Source organism: Catenulispora pinistramenti, assembly GCF_018274385.1.
GTDB classification, from domain to species: Bacteria; Actinomycetota; Actinomycetes; order Streptomycetales; family Catenulisporaceae; genus Catenulispora; species Catenulispora pinistramenti.
Genome location: NZ_JAAFYZ010000054.1, coordinates 34,521 through 52,260 on the forward strand (window position 1 = coordinate 34,521; position 17,740 = coordinate 52,260).

A 17,740-nucleotide genomic window follows, 5' to 3' on the forward strand; every position below is an offset into this window, starting at 1 on the left:
GCTCAGCGCGAAGGCAGCTGCGCGTCCCAGGGATCGGTGATCAGTGTGGAGACGTATGTCTCGATGTTAGTACCGGTGGCGGTGGGAGTCCCGGCCGCGGCGACCGCGGAACGCAGCGTTTCAGCCGCGTGCTCCAGCCAGGGCCACTCGCTGGCCCAGTGCGCCACGTCGATCAGCGCCGGGCCGCCGGCCTCCACGGCCTCGGAGGCCGGGTGGTGGCGCAGGTCGGCGGTGACGTAGACGTCGGCGCCGCTGGCCCGCACGGCGTCGAAGAACGTGTCGCCGGCCCCGCCGCAGACCGCGACCCGCCGCACCGGCGTCTCGGCGTGCCCGGCGATCCGCAGCCCGCCGGCGGTCGCCGGCAGCGCGGCGGCGACCCGCGCGGCGAACCGGGCCAGCGGCTCGGCCTCGGCCAGCTCACCGACCCGGCCGATGCCCAGTTCCGGGTTGCCGGCCCGGGCTTCCAGGGGCCGCAGGTCGTGCAGGTCCAGCGCCCGGGCCAGGGCGTCCGACACGCCGGGGTCGGCGGAATCGGCGTTGGTGTGCGCGGTGAACAGCGCGGTGCCGCCGCGGATCAGCTGGTGGACCAGGCGGCCCTTGAAGGTGGTCGCCGGGACGCCGTGGACGCCGCGCAGGAACAGCGGGTGGTGGGTGACCAGCAGGTCGGCGCCGCGGTCCAGGGCCTCCTCGATCACGGCCGCGACCGGGTCGACGGCGAAGCCGACGGTGCGGACCGGCGCGTCCGGGTCGCCGCAGACCAGCCCGACCGCGTCCCACGGCTCGGCCCAGGTGGGGTCGTAGACCCGCTCCAGGATCGCGACGACGTCGCGCAGGGTCGGCGCGGGAGCGGCTGCGGCGGGCGCGGCGTCGGACTGTGGCATGCCCAGTAGGCTACCGGCCCGCGCCGGCCGTCCCCGTTTGACCGACCCGGCTCGCGCCCGGGCGCCTCCGGCCGCAGATTCGTCTCAAGGGTGTGACGCGGCGAAGGACCTGGGAGGCACAGATGCGCGCGGTCGGTGTGAAGGACTACGGGGCCACGCCCGAACTACTGGACCTGCCCAAGCCCGCCGCCGGCCCGGGACAGGTGCTGGTCCGCGTCGAGGCCGCCGGCGTGAACCCGGTGGACCTGGCCATCGCCGCCGGCGCCTTCGGCCGCCCGCCGCTGCCGCTGATCCTGGGCGTCGACTTCGCCGGCCGGGTCGAGAACGTCGGCTCCGGCGTCACCCGCTACTCCCCCGGCGACCCGGTCTTCGGCCGCGCCGCCGGCACCTACGCCGAGTACGTGGTCGTCGACGAGACCGGCCCGGTGGTCGCGGCCCCGGACGCCGTGGAACTCAAGACCGCGGCCGCCCTGCCCACCGCCGGCATGACCGCCCTGGGCATCCTGGACGCCGCCGAGGTCCGCGGCGGCGAGAGCCTGCTGCTGATCGGCGCCGCCGGCGGCGTCGGCACCTTCCTCACCCAGCTGGCCGCGGCCCGCGACGCCCGTGTACTCGCCGTGACCCGCGGCGACGAACGCGTGCGCCTGGGCCTGTTCGGCGCGGCGGTGACCGTCGACGCCACGACCCAGGACGTCGCCCGCCAGGTCCGGGACGAGCAGTATCCGCAGGGCGTGGACGTACTCGTGGACCTGGTCTCGGCCGACCCGGAAGCCTTCGAGGCCAACAAGAGCATGGTCCACGACGGCGGCGTGGCGGTCAGCACTCGCGGCGCGACGCGCGAGCACGGCAAGGTGCAATCGGGGGTCGAGGAGCTGGCGTTCGTCGTGCGGCCGTCCGCCGAACTGCTGACGGCGCTGGCCAAGGAGGTGGACGGCGGATCGCTGCGGGTGTTCGTGGAGGCGGAGGTGCCGCTGGCGGAGGCGGCGGGAGCGGTGGCTCGGGTCGCCGGGGGCGGGGCTCGGGGGAAGACGATTGTGAAGCCCTGAGACCGACCCCCACAGGGTCTGCCGAACTTCCCGATCGTCTCGGCCGACGCGCCTTCGTAGCGTGTGACGGCACCGAGTCCTCCGCTCAGCGCCGCCACCAACCGCTACTACCAACCACTACCGCTACCGGCACTGCTACCGGTACCGCCTACTACTGCACGTGCCCGCACTCCGGGCAGAACTTCGACCCGGCCGGCACCGTCGACCCGCAACCGCCGCACGCCCGGTCCTCGGGGCTCTGCTTCGCGCCGCACTCCGGGCAGAACTTCGCGCCGTGCGTCTCGTGCCCGCAGGCCAGGCAGACCAGCTGCTTCTGCGTGGTCACGTCCACCTCGGCGGCCATCGTGGCGCCGACGTCGCGGGCGCGCATCGTGGCGGCGTCGACCAGGCCGTGGGTGCGTGCGGACTCGACTTCGGCGGCGAGGTCCGGCGCGCAGTTCGTGCACAGCCCGCGCTCGGGGCTGTAGCAGCGCACGCAGACGTAGGACGAGCAGCGTCCGCAGCGGTTGAAGTGCTTCTCGGCGGAGACGATCGCCTCCTTGAACGACGCGTCGCGCGCCTTGTGCCAGCCGCTCTCGACCAGCCCGTCGACGCCGTTGGCGACGTCCCAGCCGATCGAGGACGTGGCCCCGTGCGCCATGTTGGCGGCGCGCCGGATCCAGCCCGCGGCGCGCGCGGCCTTGTACGGCTCGAAGCCGCTGCGCCAGGTGTCGTTACAACGCTGGCAGTAGAACTCGAACTCGAATCCGGCATCGTTGCCGTACTGGTTGGAGAAGTCGCGGTGGTTGTTGCTGAACCACAGCGTGTCTGTCTCGGCCATTGCCCGAACCCCCAAGTGATATTGGCCTAGGGGGTCAGGATAAAGGTCACGGCCGACGCATCGACAACACGTCCGTGGCGCTGAAATTTTCATGGGGGATCTTGGCGTCGAAGTAGGGTCCGAGGGCCGTTTCGAGCTCGGCGACGGTGAATGTCTCCTGCTCAGAGTCCCAGCGTTCCTCGACCACCGGGCGCCGCATCAGAATCACCATGCCGCCGTGCACGACGAAGACCTGTCCGTTCACCTTGTCAGCGGCCGGGGAGACGAGGTAGGCGACCAGCGGGGCGACGTGCTCGACGGCCAGCGGGTCCATGCCCTCGGCCGGCGCCTCGAAGCCGGCGAACACGTCCTCGGTCATCTTCGTCCGCGCGCGGGGGCAGATCGCGTTGGCCCGCACGCCGTAACGCGCGCAGCCGTTGGCCGTGGCCGTGGTCAGCCCGACGATCGCCGCCTTGGCCGCCGCGTAGTTGGCCTGCCCGGCGGCCCCGGCGAGGAACGCCTCCGAGGAGGTGTTGACGATGCGTCCGTAGACCGGTCCGCCCGACGCCTTCGACTGCTCGCGCCAGTGCGCCGTGGCGTGCCGGGTCAGCGCGAAGTGGCCCTTGGCGTGCACCCGCAGCACGTCGTCCCACTCCTGCTCGGTCATGGAGAACACCATGCGGTCGCGCAGGATCCCGGCGTTGTTGACCAGGATGTCCAGCGCGCCGAAGGTGTCGATCGCCAGCTTCGTCAGCGACTCCGCATACAAGAAGTCTGAGACGTCGCCGCTGGAGGCGACGGCCTGGCCGCCGTCTTTCACGATGTCGGCGGCGCTCTGTTCGGCGCCGGCCGGGTCGAAGTCGTTCACCACGACCGCGGCGCCGTGCCGGGCCAGTTCCAGCGCTTCGGCGCGGCCGAGTCCGCGGCCCGCGCCGGTGACGATCGCGGCGCGGCCGGTCAGGGATGGCTGATTTCTCTCCATGTCAGATCAGACCTCGATGATCGTCCGGATCGCCGCGCCGGTGCGCAGCAGTTCCAGGGCTTGGTTGATGTCGTCGAGCTTGAGCCGCGCGGTGATCATGCCCTCCAGGTCCAGCCGCCCGGCCCGCCACAGCGCGATCAGCCGGCCGTACTCCTGGCGCGGGTCGGCGCCGCCGTAGTAGGAGCCGAGGATCTTCTTGTTGTCGAAGAAGAGCTGGAACATGTTGAAGTCGACGCTGTCGTCGTTCTTGCCCGCGCCGACGACCGTGACGGTGCCGCCCCGGCGGGTCAGGCCGTAGGCCTGCTTCACCAACGCCGAGCGGCCGACCACCTCGAAGACGTAGTCGAACCCTGCTTTACCGGTCACCTCGGCCTTGGCCGCGTCGGCGTCCTCGGGCTTGACGGCCCTGGTGGCGCCGAAGCGGAGCGCGGCCTCGTGCTTGCTCTCCACCGGGTCGATGGCGACGATCTCGGCCGCCCCGGCGATCCGCGCGCCCTGGATCACGCTGATCCCGACGCCGCCGGCGCCGATCACCGCGACCGAGGAGCCCGGCTGCACCTGTGCGGTGTTGACGACCGCGCCGACACCGGTGGTGACGCCGCAGCCGATCAGCGCGGCGATCTCATACGGCACATCGTCCGGGATCTTCACAGCACACTGCCACGGCACCACCATCTCCTCGGCGAAGGTGCCGTTGCCGGCGAAGCCGTAGACGTCGGCACCGTCGACCTTGAAGTGCGGCGTCATCGTCATGCCGAAGAAGATGTTCACGCACAGGTTGCCCTGGCCGCCGCGGCAGTGGGAGCAGTCGCCGCACGGCGGGTTCCAGCACACGATGACGTGGTCCCCGACCGCCACCTTGTCGACGCCCTCGCCGACCGCGACCACCTCGCCCGCGCCCTCGTGGCCCGGGACGAAGGGGATCGGCTGCGGCAGCACTCCGGTCATCGCCGACAGGTCCGAGTGGCACACGCCGGTGGCGTGGATGCGGATCCGCACCTCGCCCGGGCCCGGATCGGCGAGCGTGACGTCGTCGCGGACTTCCAGGGTCGGGTTGCCGGTGTCGAACAGGACTGCTGCGCGCATGAGGGGATCCCTGTCTTTGTCTGTCTAGCTTTTTCGGCCTGTCCCGACCTCTGGAGGTGGGACTAGACCTTGTAGGTCAGCACGGTGTTCGCCAGCACCACGGCATCGTCACGTTCGGCCGAGGTGGAGACCACGTCCACCCGCCCGGCGCCGTCGTCCCACATCTTCACCCGCATCGTCTCGCCGGGGAAGAAGACCCCTGCGAAGCGTGTCGAGTACTCCGTCACCCGGGTGACGTCACCGCCGAGGACCGTGTCCACCACGGCCTTGCAGGTGATGCCGTAGGAGCACAGACCGTGCAGGATCGGGCGGTCGAAGCCGGCCATCGCCGCGAACTCCGGGTCGGCGTGCAGCGGGTTCCAGTCGCCGGAGAGCCGGTAGATGAGCGCCAGCTGTTCCAGCGTCTTGACCTCTACTACGTGATCGGGCTCGCGGTCGGGGGTGCTGTCCACGGCCGAGGGCCCGCGCTCGCCGCCGAACCCGCCCTCGCCGCGCACGAAGATCTGTGAGTGGTTGGTCCAGATCGGCCCGTCGGCGTCGGCGATCACGCTCTCGGTCCGGATCACCGCGGCCTTGCCCTTGTCCCAGATGTCGGTGACGCGCGCGGTCGCCGTGGCCTGGCCGGTGGCCGGGATGGCGCGGTGCACGGTGATCGACTGGCCGCCGTGCAGGATGTTGACCAACTGGATGTCGATGCCCGGGTTCTCGAACAGCGAGAAGCCGAGCGCGCCGCCGGCCACCACCGCGAACGTCGGCAGGACCGACAGGTCCTTCTCGTAGACGTAGGCCAGCTCCGCCGGGTCGGTCGCCGGGACGCCCGCGCCCAGGCCCAGGTGGTAGAGCTGGACGTCCTTGGGGCTCCAGGCCAGCTCGACGCTGGTGGCCGGGGCGGCCAGGGCCTTGTCGGGGTCGATGGGCATGGGCGCCGGTCCCTTCGGTGGTGCGGGCTGGTCGGATTCCGCTGATCGAACATCACTGTTGTCGGCAAACTAGAACACGTTACTGTCGGATGCAATGGCCACTGCCCACCGACGACGGGGAGACACCTCGCATGACCGAAGCGGCACCGAAAGGCGACGTCAGGCGCGCCTGGCTGGACGAGGACGAGGCGAATCTGTCGGCGGCGCGGATCGCCAAGCACCGACTGGTGGAGCAGGTGCGGCGGTTGGTGGACGCGACGTTCCAGCTGGACACCGGGGACGCCGACTACGGTCCTCGCCGGGACGGGGCGCCGGCCTGGGAGGACGCCGGACTGTCCGGCGCGACCGACACCGACCGCGCCGCGGAGTTCATGGCCCTGGCCGCCGAGGCCGAGGCACTGGCCCACCGCATCGGCGAGCTGCCCCGCATCCCCCGCGCCGAGGTCGACGGCGTCGACACCAGTCTGGCCCGCCGCCACGACACCCTTCTGGTGGAACGCTCGACCATCAACGGCCGCGGCAACCCGCTGGCGCCGCCGGTACGGATGTGGGCCGACGGCGACGTGATCCGCGGCGAGGCGTACTTCACCGCGCCGTACGAGGGACCGGCCGGGCGGGTGCACGGCGCGTGGGTGGCAGCGTGCTTCGACGAGCTCCTGGGCTGCGCGCAGGGAGCGTCGGGGGCGTTCGGCTATACGGGGACCCTGACGATCACGCTGCGCCGGGCCACGCCGCTGTACACGAAGATCACGTACGAGGCCGGGTTCTCGCACCGCGAAGGCCGCAAGATCCACGGCTGGGGGCGCTGCTATGCCGACGGGGTGTTGACCGCCGAGGCGTCCGGCGTCTTCGTCGTGCCCTCCGCCGGGCGGATCGGACATGGGACGCCGCCGCCAGGGTAACCAGGCGCCGTCATGCCGGCGAGGATGAGATCGACGCCGGCCAGGAACTGCTCGCGGTCATCGTGGTCGCGCAGCTGCGGCGCCACCTGATGCGCGAACGGGTACCGCGCGGGGTCCAGGTCCGACCACCGTGCGGCGAGGTCCGCGAGGAAGGCCTGCCGATCCGTCGCGTGCCCGATGAGGCGGGCACCTGCGGCGTACTGTCCGGCCAGACCGAGGATGAAGTTCAAGAGCGTGGACGCGGCGTCGAACCGGGCCCCTTGAGGGACGCCGAGCGCGTGGAGCTGTCCGCCGACGCCCTCGAAGATCCGCAGCACCGCCGGCTGCCACGGCTCGCGGGAAAGCTCGGTGCCCACCCAGGGATGTGCGTCGATCGCGTCGAACACCGCCAGGGCGATGCCGCGGATCCTCTCCGGCGGCGTCACACCATCGGCCACGCCGGTCACGGCACTGGAGATGACCGCGTCGGCCGCGGCCTGGAGCAGCTCGTTCTTGTTCGCTATGTGCCATTGGATGGCGCCGTGCCCGGTCTCCAGCCGCGCAGCCAACGCACGGAAGGTAAGTCCGCCCTCCCCCTGGGAGTCCAGCAGGTCGATCGCCGCCTCGACGATCCGCTCGCGGGTGAGCGCGTCCACCCGCCGCTGCGAACTCCGCTCCGAACTCCGCGTCGTTTTCGCCATACCCCATCGTGACACGGTTGGTACGCCGTACCAAAACGACTGGTACGCTGTACCAGAGATGACGCGCCAGCCGGCCACCGGCCGGGCGGCCCCGACCCGAGAGGAACCACCATGACCACCCACGTCACGATCATCGGCGCCGGGCTCGGCGGCCTGACCCTGGCCCGCGTCCTGCACGTGCACGGCATCCCCGCCACGATCTACGAGGCCGAGCCCTCGGCGGCGGCCCGCACGCAGGGCGGCCAGCTCGACATCCACGAGTACAACGGCCAACTCGCCCTGCAGGCCGCGGGCCTCACCGACGAGTTCCACGCGATCATCCACGCCGGCGGCGAGGCCACGCACGTCCTGGACCAGCACGGCACGGTACTGCTCGACGAGCCCGACGACGGCACCGGCGGCCGCCCCGAGGTACTGCGCCCAGACCTGCGCCGGATCCTGCTCGACTCCCTGCCCGCCGAGACGATCCAATGGAACCGCAAGGTCACCGGCGTGCGGCCCCTGGGCGCTGGCCGACACGAGGTGACCTTCGCCGACGGGCCGGCCGTGACCACCGACCTCCTCGTCGGCGCCGACGGCGCCTGGTCGAGAATCAGGCCGCTGCTGTCCGACGCCACCCCGGAGTACGTCGGCATCACGTTCATCGAGACCTACCTGCACGACGCCGACAAGCGGCACCCCGCCGCGGCCAAGGCACTCGGCCACGGCGCGCTGTTCGCCGTCGCGCCCGGCAAGGGAATCCTCGGACACCGAGAGCCCGCAGGCGTCCTGCACACCTACGTCGCGCTCGCCAAGCCCCAGGACTGGAGCACCGGGATCGACTTCACCGACGCCGCCGCCACGACCGCCCGCGTCGCGGCGGAGTTCGACGGCTGGGCACCGGAGCTCACCGCGCTCATCACCGAGAGCGACACCGCCCCCGTCCCCCGCACCATCAACGCGCTGCCGATCGGCCACCGCTGGGACCGCGTCGCGGGCGTCACCCTGCTCGGCGACGCCGCCCACCTGATGTCGCCGTTCGCCGGAGAAGGCGCCAACCTCGCCATGTTCGACGGCTCCGAACTCGCCCGGGCCATCGCCGCCCACCCCGACGACACCGAAGCCGCACTCGCCGAATACGAGCGGGCCCTGTTCCCCCGCAGCGCGGAATTCGCCGCCGAATCCGCCAGGAACCACCAGCTCATCTTCGGCGACGACACCCCCGAGGGCCTGCTCGAACTGCTCACCGGGCAGGACCCGGCCGAATAGGCCGACGCCGCACCGCGCTGAAGGTCTCCAGTCCAGTCGCGACGGCGCCGATCTCGCCGGCCTGCGTAAAAGTACGTAATTTGATACTTCTGTTTGAGTAAAGTCGGGCAGTCCGGCCCCCCGGCCCCGATAGCGTGCGCACATGCTTCATGATCTTCTCGACGCGCCGACGGGGTGGCGGACGGACTGGTCCACCGACGGCGAGTCGCCCTCAGGGCACTGGGACTGGGTCGTGGCCATGGCGACGGCCGAGGTGGACGGCCGCCTCGTCGTGCTCAGCGGGGGGTCGGACCAGGCGGTGCGGATGTGGGACGCCGCCACCGGGGACGCCCTCGGCGAGCCGGTCGCCGGCCACTGGGGCACGGCCCTGGCGACCACCACCCTGGACGGCCGCCCGGTCGCCCTGACCAGCGGCACCGACATGACGGTCCGGGTCTGGGACCTGGCCGCCGGCAAGCCGTCCGGCGAGCCGCTCACCGGCTTCGAGGACAAGGTGGAGGCGATAGCCACCACGGCCGTCCAGGGCCGGCCGGTCGCCGTCACCGGCACCGGCAGCGCCCTGGGCCTGGCCGACCCCTCGGTCCGGGTCTGGGACCTGACCACCCGCGCCCCGATCGGCCCACCCCTGGTCGGCCACACCGACGCGGTCTGCGCGGTCAGCACGACGGTGCTGGACGGCCGCCCGGTCGCCGTGACCGCCGGCCACGACGCCACGGTCCGCATCTGGGACCTGACGAGCCACCGCCAGCTCGGCGCCCCGCTGACCGGCCACACCGACGCGATCTGGGCGGTGGCCACCACTCACCTGGACGGCCGCCCCATCGCGGTGACCAGCAGCGACGACAGCACCCTGCGGGTATGGGACCTCACCGCCGGCCGACCCCTCGGCGAACCCCTCACCGGCCACGGCGCGGGAGTGGAGACGGTGACCACGACAGTGCTGGCCGGCCGACCGGTCGCGATGTCGGGCAGCTGGGACCAGACGGTGCGGGTGTGGGACCTGGCCGGCGGCCGCCAGACCGGTCCGGAGCTGACGTTCCCGGCGCAGGTGCAGGCCCTGGCGGCGCTGCGGGACGGACGGTTGTTGGTGGGGTACGACCGGGGCGTTGCGGCTTTGTCGGCGGTTTAGGGGACGGTGGCTTTCGGTCGCAGCGGTTTAGGGGCGGCGGTTTAGAGCCCCTCTTGCGGGCGGGCGGACGCCGGTTCAAGCAGCGACCGCCGCGCCCGCCTCGCCGGTGACGCGAGACCGGCCACCACGGCCGGCCATGCCCCGAGCTATAACTCAGGAGCCGTCTCCTAGTCCCAGCTCACCCAGTCCCAGCTCACCTAGTCCCAGCTCACCCAGTCGTAGGCGCCGGCAGCGGCCCGGGCCGCCGCACATCAGGCTCCAGATAAATCATCCGCGCCTCCGGCACCGCCTCGCGGATCCGCGCCTCGGCGGCGTCGATGGCCTCGGCCACCTCCGACGCGCTGTCGTCGTGCTGCACCGCGATCTTCATCGCGACCAGCAGCTCCTCCGGCCCCAGGTACATCGTGCGCAGGTGGATGACGTCGGTGACGGTGTCCCCGTCGACCGCGGCGGCGCGGATGGCGGCCACGTCGTGCTTGCCCGCGCCCTCGCCGACCAGCAGGCTCTTCATCTCCACGGCCAGCAGGACCGCGATGCAGACCAGCAGCACGCCGATCGCCAGGGTGCCGACGCCGTCCCAGCGGCCGTTGCCGGTGGCCACCGCCATGCCGACGCCGAACAGCGCGAAGCACAGGCCCAGCAGCGCGCCGGAGTCCTCCAGAAGCACCACCGGCAGCTCCGGCGTGGTGGCGCGGCGGATGAAGCCGAACCAGCTGCTGCCCTCGCGCAGGTGGTTGGACTCGCGCACGGCCGTGCGGAAGGACATGCCCTCCATCACGATCGCGAACAGCAGCACCCCGACGGCCCAGTACCAGCTGTCGACCTTCTCCGGGTGCATGACCTTGTGCCAGCCCTCGTACAGCGCGAACAAGCCGCCGACGCTGAACAGCACCACGGAGACGATGAACGCGTACACGAACCGCTCGCGGCCGTAGCCGAACGGGTGCTCGGTGTCGGCCTTCTTGCGCGCCTGCTTACCGCCGATCAGCAGCAGCACCTGGTTGCCGGAGTCGGCGACCGAGTGCACGCCCTCGGCGAGCATCGACGCCGAGCCGGTGAAGGTATAGGCCACGAACTTCGAGACGGCGATCCCCATGTTGGCGGCGAGCGCCGCCATAACCGCCTTGGTGCTGCCTTCAGCGCTCATGAGCGCGAATCACCTGCTCCTCCGCTATTCCCCGGGCCCGAAAGGAAGCAGAGTAACAATGATCTACCATCCGCGGGGCGGCCTCCGGCCATGACGGGCGAACTCCCGGGCCAGCTCGGCACGGTCGTCCCCGGTCATCGGACGATAGCCCGAAGGGGTTCGGACGAACACCGGATCCGCCGTGTACCAGGCCTGTTCGACCAACCCGCGGACCACCACCTTGTTCGTGGCCGTCCTCGGCATCGAGGCGACAAGGCGCACATATCGGGGCCACCACAATTTTACGAAGTCCGAACGGGACCCCAAATAAGCACCGAACGCAATAGGGTCGAATTTCTCGACGAATTCGTCGGTCAGTTCCACGGCGACCATCACCTGGTCCCCCGCCGCGACATCCGGCACCCCGTACGCCGCCGCCGCGACCGCCCCCTGCCACTCCTCGACGGCCCGCGCGATCGGCCCGGAGGCGAAGTTCTCCCCGCCGACCCGGATCCAGTCCGCGGACCGGCCGGCGAAGAAGAAGTTGCCGTCGGCGTCCCGGTATCCCAGATCACCGGACCAGAACCGCCCGTCCCGCAGCTTGGCCGCATCAGCCTCGTGGTGCTTGTAGTAACCCTCGAACGCCCCGGCGCCGGCGAAGTTCACCATCTCCCCGACCTCGCCGACCGGACACTGCGCCCCGCTGTCCGGATCGACGATCCGCACGTCCCCGACCGGCACGCCGAGCGCGCCGGCGGGCGTGGACGGCAGGCGGTAGAAGGAGATCCCGCCCTCTGTCGAACCGAAGGCCTCGGTCACCAGACACCCGAAGCGCTTCCCGAACCGCTCGACGTCCGCCGGCGCCGCCTCGTTGCCGAAGACCTGCCTCAGGGGATTGGCGGCGTCATCGGGCTGCTCAGGGGTGGCCAGGATGTAGGCCAGCGGCTTGCCGACGTAGTTCGCGTACGTGGCGCCGAACCGGCGGACGTCCGGCAGGAAACCCGACGCCGAGAACCGGCGGCGCAGCGCGAGCGTGGCGCCGGTCGCCACAGCCGGGATCCAACTGGCGATGACAGCATTGCTGTGGAACAGCGGCATCGCGCAGTAGAGCACATCGGCGTCGGTGAGGCCACGCTGCCGGGCGAGCGTGGAGCCTTGACTCGCGAGCTTGCCCTGGGTGCAGACCACGGCCTTCGGGGCGGAGGTCGTGCCGGAGGTCAGGATGAGCATGAACGGGAGCTCGGAGATGTCCTCCCGGTCCTCCGCTCGGTCTTCGTCCCGGCCGTCCTCCCGGTCTTCGTCCCGGCCGTCGTCCGAGTCTTCATCCCGGCTTCTATCCCAGCCCTCATCCTGGAGTTCAAGACAAGCGCTGAAACCCTTACGCGGCGCGCCGATCCAGTTTTCGGCCGCGTCGATGTCCACCACCGGAACGCCGCAATCACCGACCATGTCCAGGAAGCGCGTCTCGGTGACGATCAGCGCGCAGTCGGTGTGCCGCGCATCCCGCACCACTTCTGCGGCGCCGCGCGTCGGATTCAGCCCGACCAGCGTGAACCGGCCCAGCGCCGCCGCCCCGAGCAGGAACGAGAACTCCGGCACGTTCTCCATCAGCACCCCGACATGCCGCGGCCCCTCCCCCGCCGCCGGCAACCGCTCGGCCAGCCATGCGGCCCGTGCCGCGCTGCGCTGGACGTGCTCGTCCCAGGAGATCCGCTGCACGGTGCCATCGCCACCATGGCCATCATCGACAACCCACATCAGCGCCGTGGCCTGGTCGCCGGCGCGAGCGATGAGGAGCTCGGCCACGGAGGTGTTCCAGCGTCCGGTCATGGCGCGCAGAGTAGGGACTGCGGCTTGAGAACTCTAGGGCCGTCTCCCAAGGCCACGAGCATCACCCCGGCCCGCACCGATGCCGCCGACTACGACACCCACACCCGCACCCGCACCCGCAGCCGGAACAACACCCTCACAACCGCGTAGCCACCCGCACCAGATCCGCCACCGCCCGCCCCCGGCTCCCGTCCGGCCAAGCGATGACCGTCGTCACCGGCGCCGCGTCCGACACCGGCACCGCCACCAAGTCCCGCCGCAGATCCACGGCGGCGGACTCGGGCACGATCACCATCGCCCGCCCCAGCGCCACCAACTGGTAGACCTGCGTCAGGCTGTGCACCTCAGGCCCCGGTCCTTCCGGGTAGCTCCCGTCCGGCCTGCACCACCGCGCCATCGGCGGATCCGGCAGCGCGGTCAGCTCGACCGCCCGGATCCGCGCGCGCCCGGCCAGCGGGTGCGACCTCGGCAAGATGGCCACCTGCTGCTCAGTGAACAGCGCCTCGGTCTCGAGTCCTTCAGCGGGGTCGAAGGGCAGGTGCAGCAGCGCGACGTCGGCCTTGCCGCTCAACAGCAACCTCTGGTGCTGATGCGCCTCGCAGAGCAGCAGCTCGACGTCGGCGGCGCCCGGCTCGGCCCGATAAGCGTCGAGCACCTTCGCCAGCAAGTCGCCGGCCGTCCCGGTCTTGACCGCGAGGATGATCCGCGAACGCTCTCGCCCCGTCTCCCGAGTGCGGCGCTCCGCCGTGGCCACCGCGGCCAGGATCGAGCGCGCCTCGGCCAAGAGCACGGCCCCGGCGTTGGTGAGCGTGACCTTGCGGCTGGTCCGTTCCAGCAACGTGACCCCGAGCCGCCGTTCGAGCTGGGCTATCGTCCGGGAAAGCGCGGGCTGTGCGATCTGCAGGCGCTCGGCGGCCTTCGAGAAGTGCAGCTCCTCAGCGACGGCGACGAAGTACTGCAACTCGCGGGTCTCCATGACTCCACGGTAACGCCCATCGACGTCGAACGATGCCGTTCCGACATCGCTGCGGTGCCCGGTTGCTGTTGGTCTGCGCCACCACCGGCGACCAGACTTGCCATCATGAGCGAGCAGAGCACAGGTGAGAAGACGATCGCGCTGGTCACAGGCGCGAACAAGGGCATCGGGTACGAGATCGCGGCCGGCCTGGGCGCGCTGGGCTGGAGCGTCGGCGTCGGGGCCAGGGACGAGCAGCGGCGGGAAGAGGCCGTGGCGAAGCTGCGCGCCGCCGGCGTGGACGCGTTCGGGGTGCCCCTGGACGTGACCGACGAGGCCAGCGTGCGGGCCGCGGCACGGCTGATCGAGCAGCGGGCCGGACGCCTCGACGTGTTGGTCAACAACGCCGGCAGCGCGGAAGGCTGGCCGGACAACCCGACCGCGCTGGACCCGGAGGTCGTGCTGCGGCTGGTGGACATCAACGTGATCGGCGTCATCCGGGTCACCAACGCGCTGCTGCCGTTGCTGCGCCGTTCGGCGCACCCGCGCATCGTCAACCAGTCCAGCCACGTCGCCTCCCTCACCTTCCAGACCAACCCCGACCTCAACCGGGGCGGGATCAGCGGCGGATACACGCCGACGAAGACGTATCTGAACGCCGTCACCATCCAGTACGCCAAGGAACTGGCCGACACCAACGTCCTGATCAACCTGGCCTGCCCCGGCTACGTGGCCACCGACCTGAACGGATTCCAGGGCACCAGCACCCCCGAGGAAGGCGCGAAGGCCGCCATCCAGTTGGCGACGCTGCCCGACGACGGGCCCCGCGGCGGGCTGTTCGACGCCGACGGCGTCGTGCCGTGGTGAGCTGAGGTCAGGTGAGGTGGGGTGACGACCCCACCGACCCCACCGGTACGGCCCGTGGGACAGACGCTCTATCGTGCCCATCATGGACCTGATGGACACGGCGGTGGTGAAAGGCACTCTCGCGGACGGCACCGAGGTGCTGGCGGTGAGCGTGGAGGCGGGGACGGCGCCGGACGCGTGGCGGACGCTGCGCGCGGCGCACGCCTCGACCGGGCTGTGGCCGTTCCTCGTCGATCCACGGACGCCGACGATCCTGGACAAGCTGCCACGCCCGGTGCAGGAGAAGGAACGGCATCGCGGCGCCGCTGAGATTTTCGCGATTGCCGAGTTCTTCGCGACTGCTGAGACCCTCGCGACCACGGATGCCCGCGGTTCCGCTGACAAGGCCCCATTCCCATCGCCTCGCGCCGACCAGGTCTCGTCCGCGGTCCGGGCCACGACCATCGGCCTGGTCCCGGCCGAGTACGGCGGCGTGGAGGTCCCCGGTCTGCTCGACTGGGACGGCGCGCTAGGAACATCAGGGATCGAACACACCGCGGTCCTGGCCGACTGGCGCCGCCGGTTCGGTGCGGAACTGATGACGCTCACCGGCGATCGGATCGAGCTGCACGTGCCACGACCGCCGGCCACGCCCGAAGGAATCAAGGCCGTGGCGCTGGAGCAGACCGGTTACTGCCCCGGTGTCCTGTTCCAGAGCGGCGGGACCCTGTGGTCTTTCCAGTGGGAGTAGCGGCGGAAGCGGAAGCGGAAGCGGAAGCGGTGCGAGTAAGCAGGGAAGACTGAGGAGCCGCAATCGGATTCATACCGACCGCGGCTCCTCAGCCCTTTGATGTCATTCAGGCAATCACTCTGACCGTCAGGCGTTCGCCCCCGCCATAGCCTTCGGCTCCATACCCTCCGCCGCATCGTTCGTGTCCGGCGTCGTCATCGCCGACATCCGAGGCGCCTTCACCAGGAACGGCACCACCGCGGCCACCAGCGCCAGCACCGAGGCGATCAGGAACGCGTGGGTGTAGGCGTCGATCGCCGGCAGCTTCACGCCCGGCGCGACCTGCTTCATGTTGCCGGTCAGCACCGCGCCGATCACCGCCGTGCCGACGGCGCCGCCGACCGTCCTTAGCACCGCGTTCATGCCGTTGGCGATCCCCGACTGCTGCACCGGCACCGAGGCGTTGATGTACGCCGGCATCGCCGCGTAGGCCATGCCCACGCCGACGCCCATCACGCCGGAGGCGACCACGACGTGCCACGACGAGCTGTGCGCGAAGATCAGCAGACCCAGGCCCACGGCCGTGAACGCGCCGCCGAGCACCAGGGGCAGGCGCGGGCCGCCGCGCTTGATCAGCGCGGCGCCGACCGGGGCGGCGGCGAAGGAGCCGACCGCGGACGGGAAGAGCATCCAGCCGGAGGCCAGGACCGAGGCGCCGAAACCGTAGCCGACCGCCTTCGGGGTCTGCGTGAAGTCGCTCATCAGCAGGAACGACCCGTACATCGCGAAACCGACCAGGACGCCGGCGGTGTTGGTGACCGCGACGGCCGGCTTGGCCAGCATCGCGATGTCCACCAGCGGCGATGCCACCCGGCGCTCGACCACCACCCACAGCACCAGGACCACCGCGGCGACCACGAACAGGCCGAGTGTGCGGGTGGAGCCCCAGCCCCAGTCGTTGCCCTGGCTGACCGCGATCAGCAGCGCCGAGAGCCAGCCGGCCAGCAGCAGCGCGCCCAGCGGGTCGGCCTTGCCCTCGGCCTTGATCGGGTCGTGCGGGACCAGCCACAGCACCAGGGCGAAGGCGACGGCCGCCAGGACCGCGCCCATCCAGAACACCGACTCGTAGCTGAAGTGCTCCATCACCACGCCGGTGGCGACCAGGCCCAGGCCCGAGCCGACGCCGAGCGCCGCGGAGACCATCGCCACGCCGCCGGTGACCTTCCGGCGCGGCAGTTCGTCGCGCACCACGGCCACCGCCAGCGGCAGGATCGCACCGCCCGTGCCGGCGACGATGCGGGCTATCAGCAGCATCCCGAAGGACCCGCCGATCCCGCCCAGCACGCCGCCGACGAGCACGCCACCGATCGCCACCACCAGCATCGGCTTGCGGCCGCGCAGGTCGCCGATGCGCGCCAGCAGCGGGGTGAGCACCGCGGCGGAGAGCAGGTTGGCGGTCATCAGCCAGGTGATGCCGCTGCCGGCCACATTCAGGTTCTTCTGCAGCGTCGGCAGGATCGGGACCACGGAGGTCTGGACGAGGGAGAAAGCCAGTACGGACAACACGAGCGCGGGCAGTACTCCCCGCGATCGCCGCGCCTGGTGGGACATGGTGCGCTCCATAGTTTCACTGGTCTACAGTTAACGTCATGAAGTATTTAACCACGGCCGGGCCGGATGTTGAGCGCGGGACGGCGCCCGCATACGGTTGCTCCGTGACCAGCTCCGAACACCACGCCGTTCTGGATAACCGCCGCGACCCCGTGACCGCCCAGGTGCTGGAGCTGTTCTGGGCGGCGTCCCAGGCCTTCTACGACAACTACGACGAGGCCGCGGCCCGCCACGATCTGACCCGCATGCAGGCGTTCGTGCTGGCCAACCTCATGTCCGGGCCGAAGCCGATGCGGTTCCTGGCCGAGCACCTGAAGTGCGAGCCGTCGAACATCACCGGTCTGGTGGACCGGATGGAGGCGCGCGGGCTGGTGACGCGCGAACCGGATCCGGAGGACCGGCGGGTGAAGAGAATCACAGCCACCGAAGTCGGCCGGGCCTCGTTCGACGCGGTGTGGGGCGGGCTGACGTTCGCGGCGGAGCCGTTGGCCGGGCTCAGCGGCGCGGAGCGGGAGACGTTGCGGGATCTGCTGGCGCGGGTCGTGCCGAACGCGAAGGCGGCGGAGTAGTCACTCCGCCGCCAGTGAGCTATCCAGGCCGATCAGCTATCCGGGATGTCCCGGAGTGCTGGTGATCGGGGCATCGGCGGGCGAGGGCTTCGGATCGCCGGTGGTGGCCGAGGTGACGGCGGCGGCCAGCACGAGTGCCGTCACGACCGCCTGCACGAGGAACACGCGGGTGTGCCGGGCCCGGATCAGCAGGTACGTGATCACAGCGAAGACGGCCGTCACGACGAACAGCACGACCAGGTCCTCCTGCCAGGCCCGGCGGCGCAGGCCGAGGCTGGCGTCGCCGAAGCGCTGGACCTCTATGACGAACAGCACGACCAGCGCGATGACCGCCACGGCCAGATCGCCGAGCAGGACGCGGGCGATGAGCGGCATGCGCTCGGGTTCGGGGTCGTAGGCC

General features: G+C 70.9%; 19 protein-coding genes. 8 read left to right on the forward strand and 11 right to left on the reverse strand.

All coding sequences use genetic code 11. The annotated features are described in order from the left end of the window. Positions 1-2: 2 nt before the first annotated feature. Positions 3-881, reverse strand: coding sequence for a Nif3-like dinuclear metal center hexameric protein (locus KGQ19_RS17720; RefSeq protein WP_212010282.1), 879 nt, complete (start codon positions 879-881; stop codon positions 3-5). 122 nt (positions 882-1,003) lie between these two features. Between KGQ19_RS17720 and KGQ19_RS17725 the strand changes: the two genes are divergently transcribed. Next, positions 1,004-1,927: an NADP-dependent oxidoreductase gene (locus KGQ19_RS17725; protein ID WP_212010283.1), complete on the forward strand. Its 924-nt coding sequence runs from the start codon at positions 1,004-1,006 to the stop codon at positions 1,925-1,927. A gap of 151 nt (positions 1,928-2,078) precedes the next feature. On the opposite strand, the gene KGQ19_RS17730 is transcribed toward KGQ19_RS17725, so the two are convergent. The 4 genes from KGQ19_RS17730 to chsH3 form a co-directional block, all read right to left on the reverse strand. Then, positions 2,079-2,747, reverse strand: coding sequence for a zinc ribbon domain-containing protein (locus tag KGQ19_RS17730; protein ID WP_212010284.1), 669 nt, complete (start codon positions 2,745-2,747; stop codon positions 2,079-2,081). Positions 2,748-2,793: 46 nt separating this feature from the next. Continuing rightward, positions 2,794-3,708 carry a 3-oxoacyl-ACP reductase gene (locus KGQ19_RS17735; protein WP_212010285.1) on the reverse strand — a complete coding sequence of 305 codons (915 nt, stop codon included), beginning with the start codon at positions 3,706-3,708 and terminating at the stop codon, positions 2,794-2,796. A gap of 6 nt (positions 3,709-3,714) precedes the next feature. Next, positions 3,715-4,794, reverse strand: coding sequence for a Zn-dependent alcohol dehydrogenase (locus tag KGQ19_RS17740; protein WP_212010286.1), 1,080 nt, complete (start codon positions 4,792-4,794; stop codon positions 3,715-3,717). A gap of 62 nt (positions 4,795-4,856) precedes the next feature. After that, positions 4,857-5,714, reverse strand: coding sequence for an enoyl-CoA hydratase ChsH3 (chsH3, locus tag KGQ19_RS17745; RefSeq protein WP_212010287.1), 858 nt, complete (start codon positions 5,712-5,714; stop codon positions 4,857-4,859). A gap of 131 nt (positions 5,715-5,845) precedes the next feature. Between chsH3 and KGQ19_RS17750 the strand changes: the two genes are divergently transcribed. Beyond that, positions 5,846-6,616, forward strand: a complete 771-nt coding sequence (locus tag KGQ19_RS17750; protein WP_212010288.1) for a hotdog family protein — start codon at positions 5,846-5,848, stop codon at positions 6,614-6,616. Here the strand turns inward: KGQ19_RS17750 and KGQ19_RS17755 are convergent. Further along, positions 6,523-7,296, reverse strand: a complete 774-nt coding sequence (locus KGQ19_RS17755) for a TetR/AcrR family transcriptional regulator (RefSeq protein WP_212010289.1) — start codon at positions 7,294-7,296, stop codon at positions 6,523-6,525. The two genes, KGQ19_RS17750 and KGQ19_RS17755, sit on opposite strands and share 94 nt — an antisense overlap. Positions 7,297-7,407: 111 nt before the next feature. Here KGQ19_RS17755 and KGQ19_RS17760 point away from each other — a divergent pair, with 111 nt between their 5' ends. After that, on the forward strand, positions 7,408-8,544 hold the full coding sequence (locus KGQ19_RS17760; protein WP_212010290.1) for an FAD-dependent oxidoreductase: 1,137 nt from the start codon (positions 7,408-7,410) through the stop codon (positions 8,542-8,544). A 142-nt stretch (positions 8,545-8,686) separates the two neighbouring features. Further along, the gene (locus KGQ19_RS17765; protein WP_212010291.1) at positions 8,687-9,673 is read left to right on the forward strand and encodes a WD40 repeat domain-containing protein; all 987 of its coding nucleotides are present in this window, start codon (positions 8,687-8,689) and stop codon (positions 9,671-9,673) included. Between the two features lie 208 nt (positions 9,674-9,881). On the opposite strand, the gene KGQ19_RS17770 is transcribed toward KGQ19_RS17765, so the two are convergent. Both KGQ19_RS17770 and KGQ19_RS17775 read right to left on the reverse strand, forming a co-directional pair. Next, positions 9,882-10,820: a cation diffusion facilitator family transporter gene (locus KGQ19_RS17770; protein WP_212010292.1), complete on the reverse strand. Its 939-nt coding sequence runs from the start codon at positions 10,818-10,820 to the stop codon at positions 9,882-9,884. 63 nt (positions 10,821-10,883) lie between these two features. Further along, positions 10,884-12,629: an AMP-binding protein gene (locus tag KGQ19_RS17775; protein ID WP_212010293.1), complete on the reverse strand. Its 1,746-nt coding sequence runs from the start codon at positions 12,627-12,629 to the stop codon at positions 10,884-10,886. A gap of 24 nt (positions 12,630-12,653) precedes the next feature. Here KGQ19_RS17775 and KGQ19_RS51090 point away from each other — a divergent pair, with 24 nt between their 5' ends. Next, complete coding sequence (locus KGQ19_RS51090; protein ID WP_268907865.1) at positions 12,654-12,779, forward strand: hypothetical protein; 126 nt, start codon at positions 12,654-12,656, stop codon at positions 12,777-12,779. Here the strand turns inward: KGQ19_RS51090 and KGQ19_RS17780 are convergent. Beyond that, positions 12,766-13,605, reverse strand: a complete 840-nt coding sequence (locus KGQ19_RS17780; protein ID WP_212010294.1) for a LysR family transcriptional regulator — start codon at positions 13,603-13,605, stop codon at positions 12,766-12,768. The genes KGQ19_RS51090 and KGQ19_RS17780 overlap by 14 nt on opposite strands. Positions 13,606-13,710: 105 nt before the next feature. Here KGQ19_RS17780 and KGQ19_RS17785 point away from each other — a divergent pair, with 105 nt between their 5' ends. Both KGQ19_RS17785 and KGQ19_RS17790 read left to right on the forward strand, forming a co-directional pair. Further along, entirely contained in the window at positions 13,711-14,451 is a 741-nt protein-coding gene (locus tag KGQ19_RS17785) for an SDR family oxidoreductase (RefSeq protein ID WP_212010295.1), read from the forward strand. Positions 14,452-14,533: 82 nt separating this feature from the next. Beyond that, positions 14,534-15,181, forward strand: a complete 648-nt coding sequence (locus KGQ19_RS17790) for a DUF4253 domain-containing protein (RefSeq protein ID WP_212010296.1) — start codon at positions 14,534-14,536, stop codon at positions 15,179-15,181. A 126-nt stretch (positions 15,182-15,307) separates the two neighbouring features. On the opposite strand, the gene KGQ19_RS17795 is transcribed toward KGQ19_RS17790, so the two are convergent. Further along, positions 15,308-16,771 (reverse strand): MFS transporter, encoded by a 1,464-nt coding sequence (locus tag KGQ19_RS17795; protein WP_212010297.1) that lies wholly within the window; start codon positions 16,769-16,771, stop codon positions 15,308-15,310. A 38-nt stretch (positions 16,772-16,809) separates the two neighbouring features. Between KGQ19_RS17795 and KGQ19_RS51095 the strand changes: the two genes are divergently transcribed. Beyond that, positions 16,810-17,340, forward strand: coding sequence for a MarR family winged helix-turn-helix transcriptional regulator (locus KGQ19_RS51095; RefSeq protein ID WP_212010298.1), 531 nt, complete (start codon positions 16,810-16,812; stop codon positions 17,338-17,340). Between the two features lie 36 nt (positions 17,341-17,376). Here KGQ19_RS51095 and KGQ19_RS17805 read toward each other — a convergent pair. After that, positions 17,377-17,740: hypothetical protein (locus KGQ19_RS17805; RefSeq protein ID WP_212010299.1), on the reverse strand; the 364-nt coding region annotated here is incomplete at its 5' end.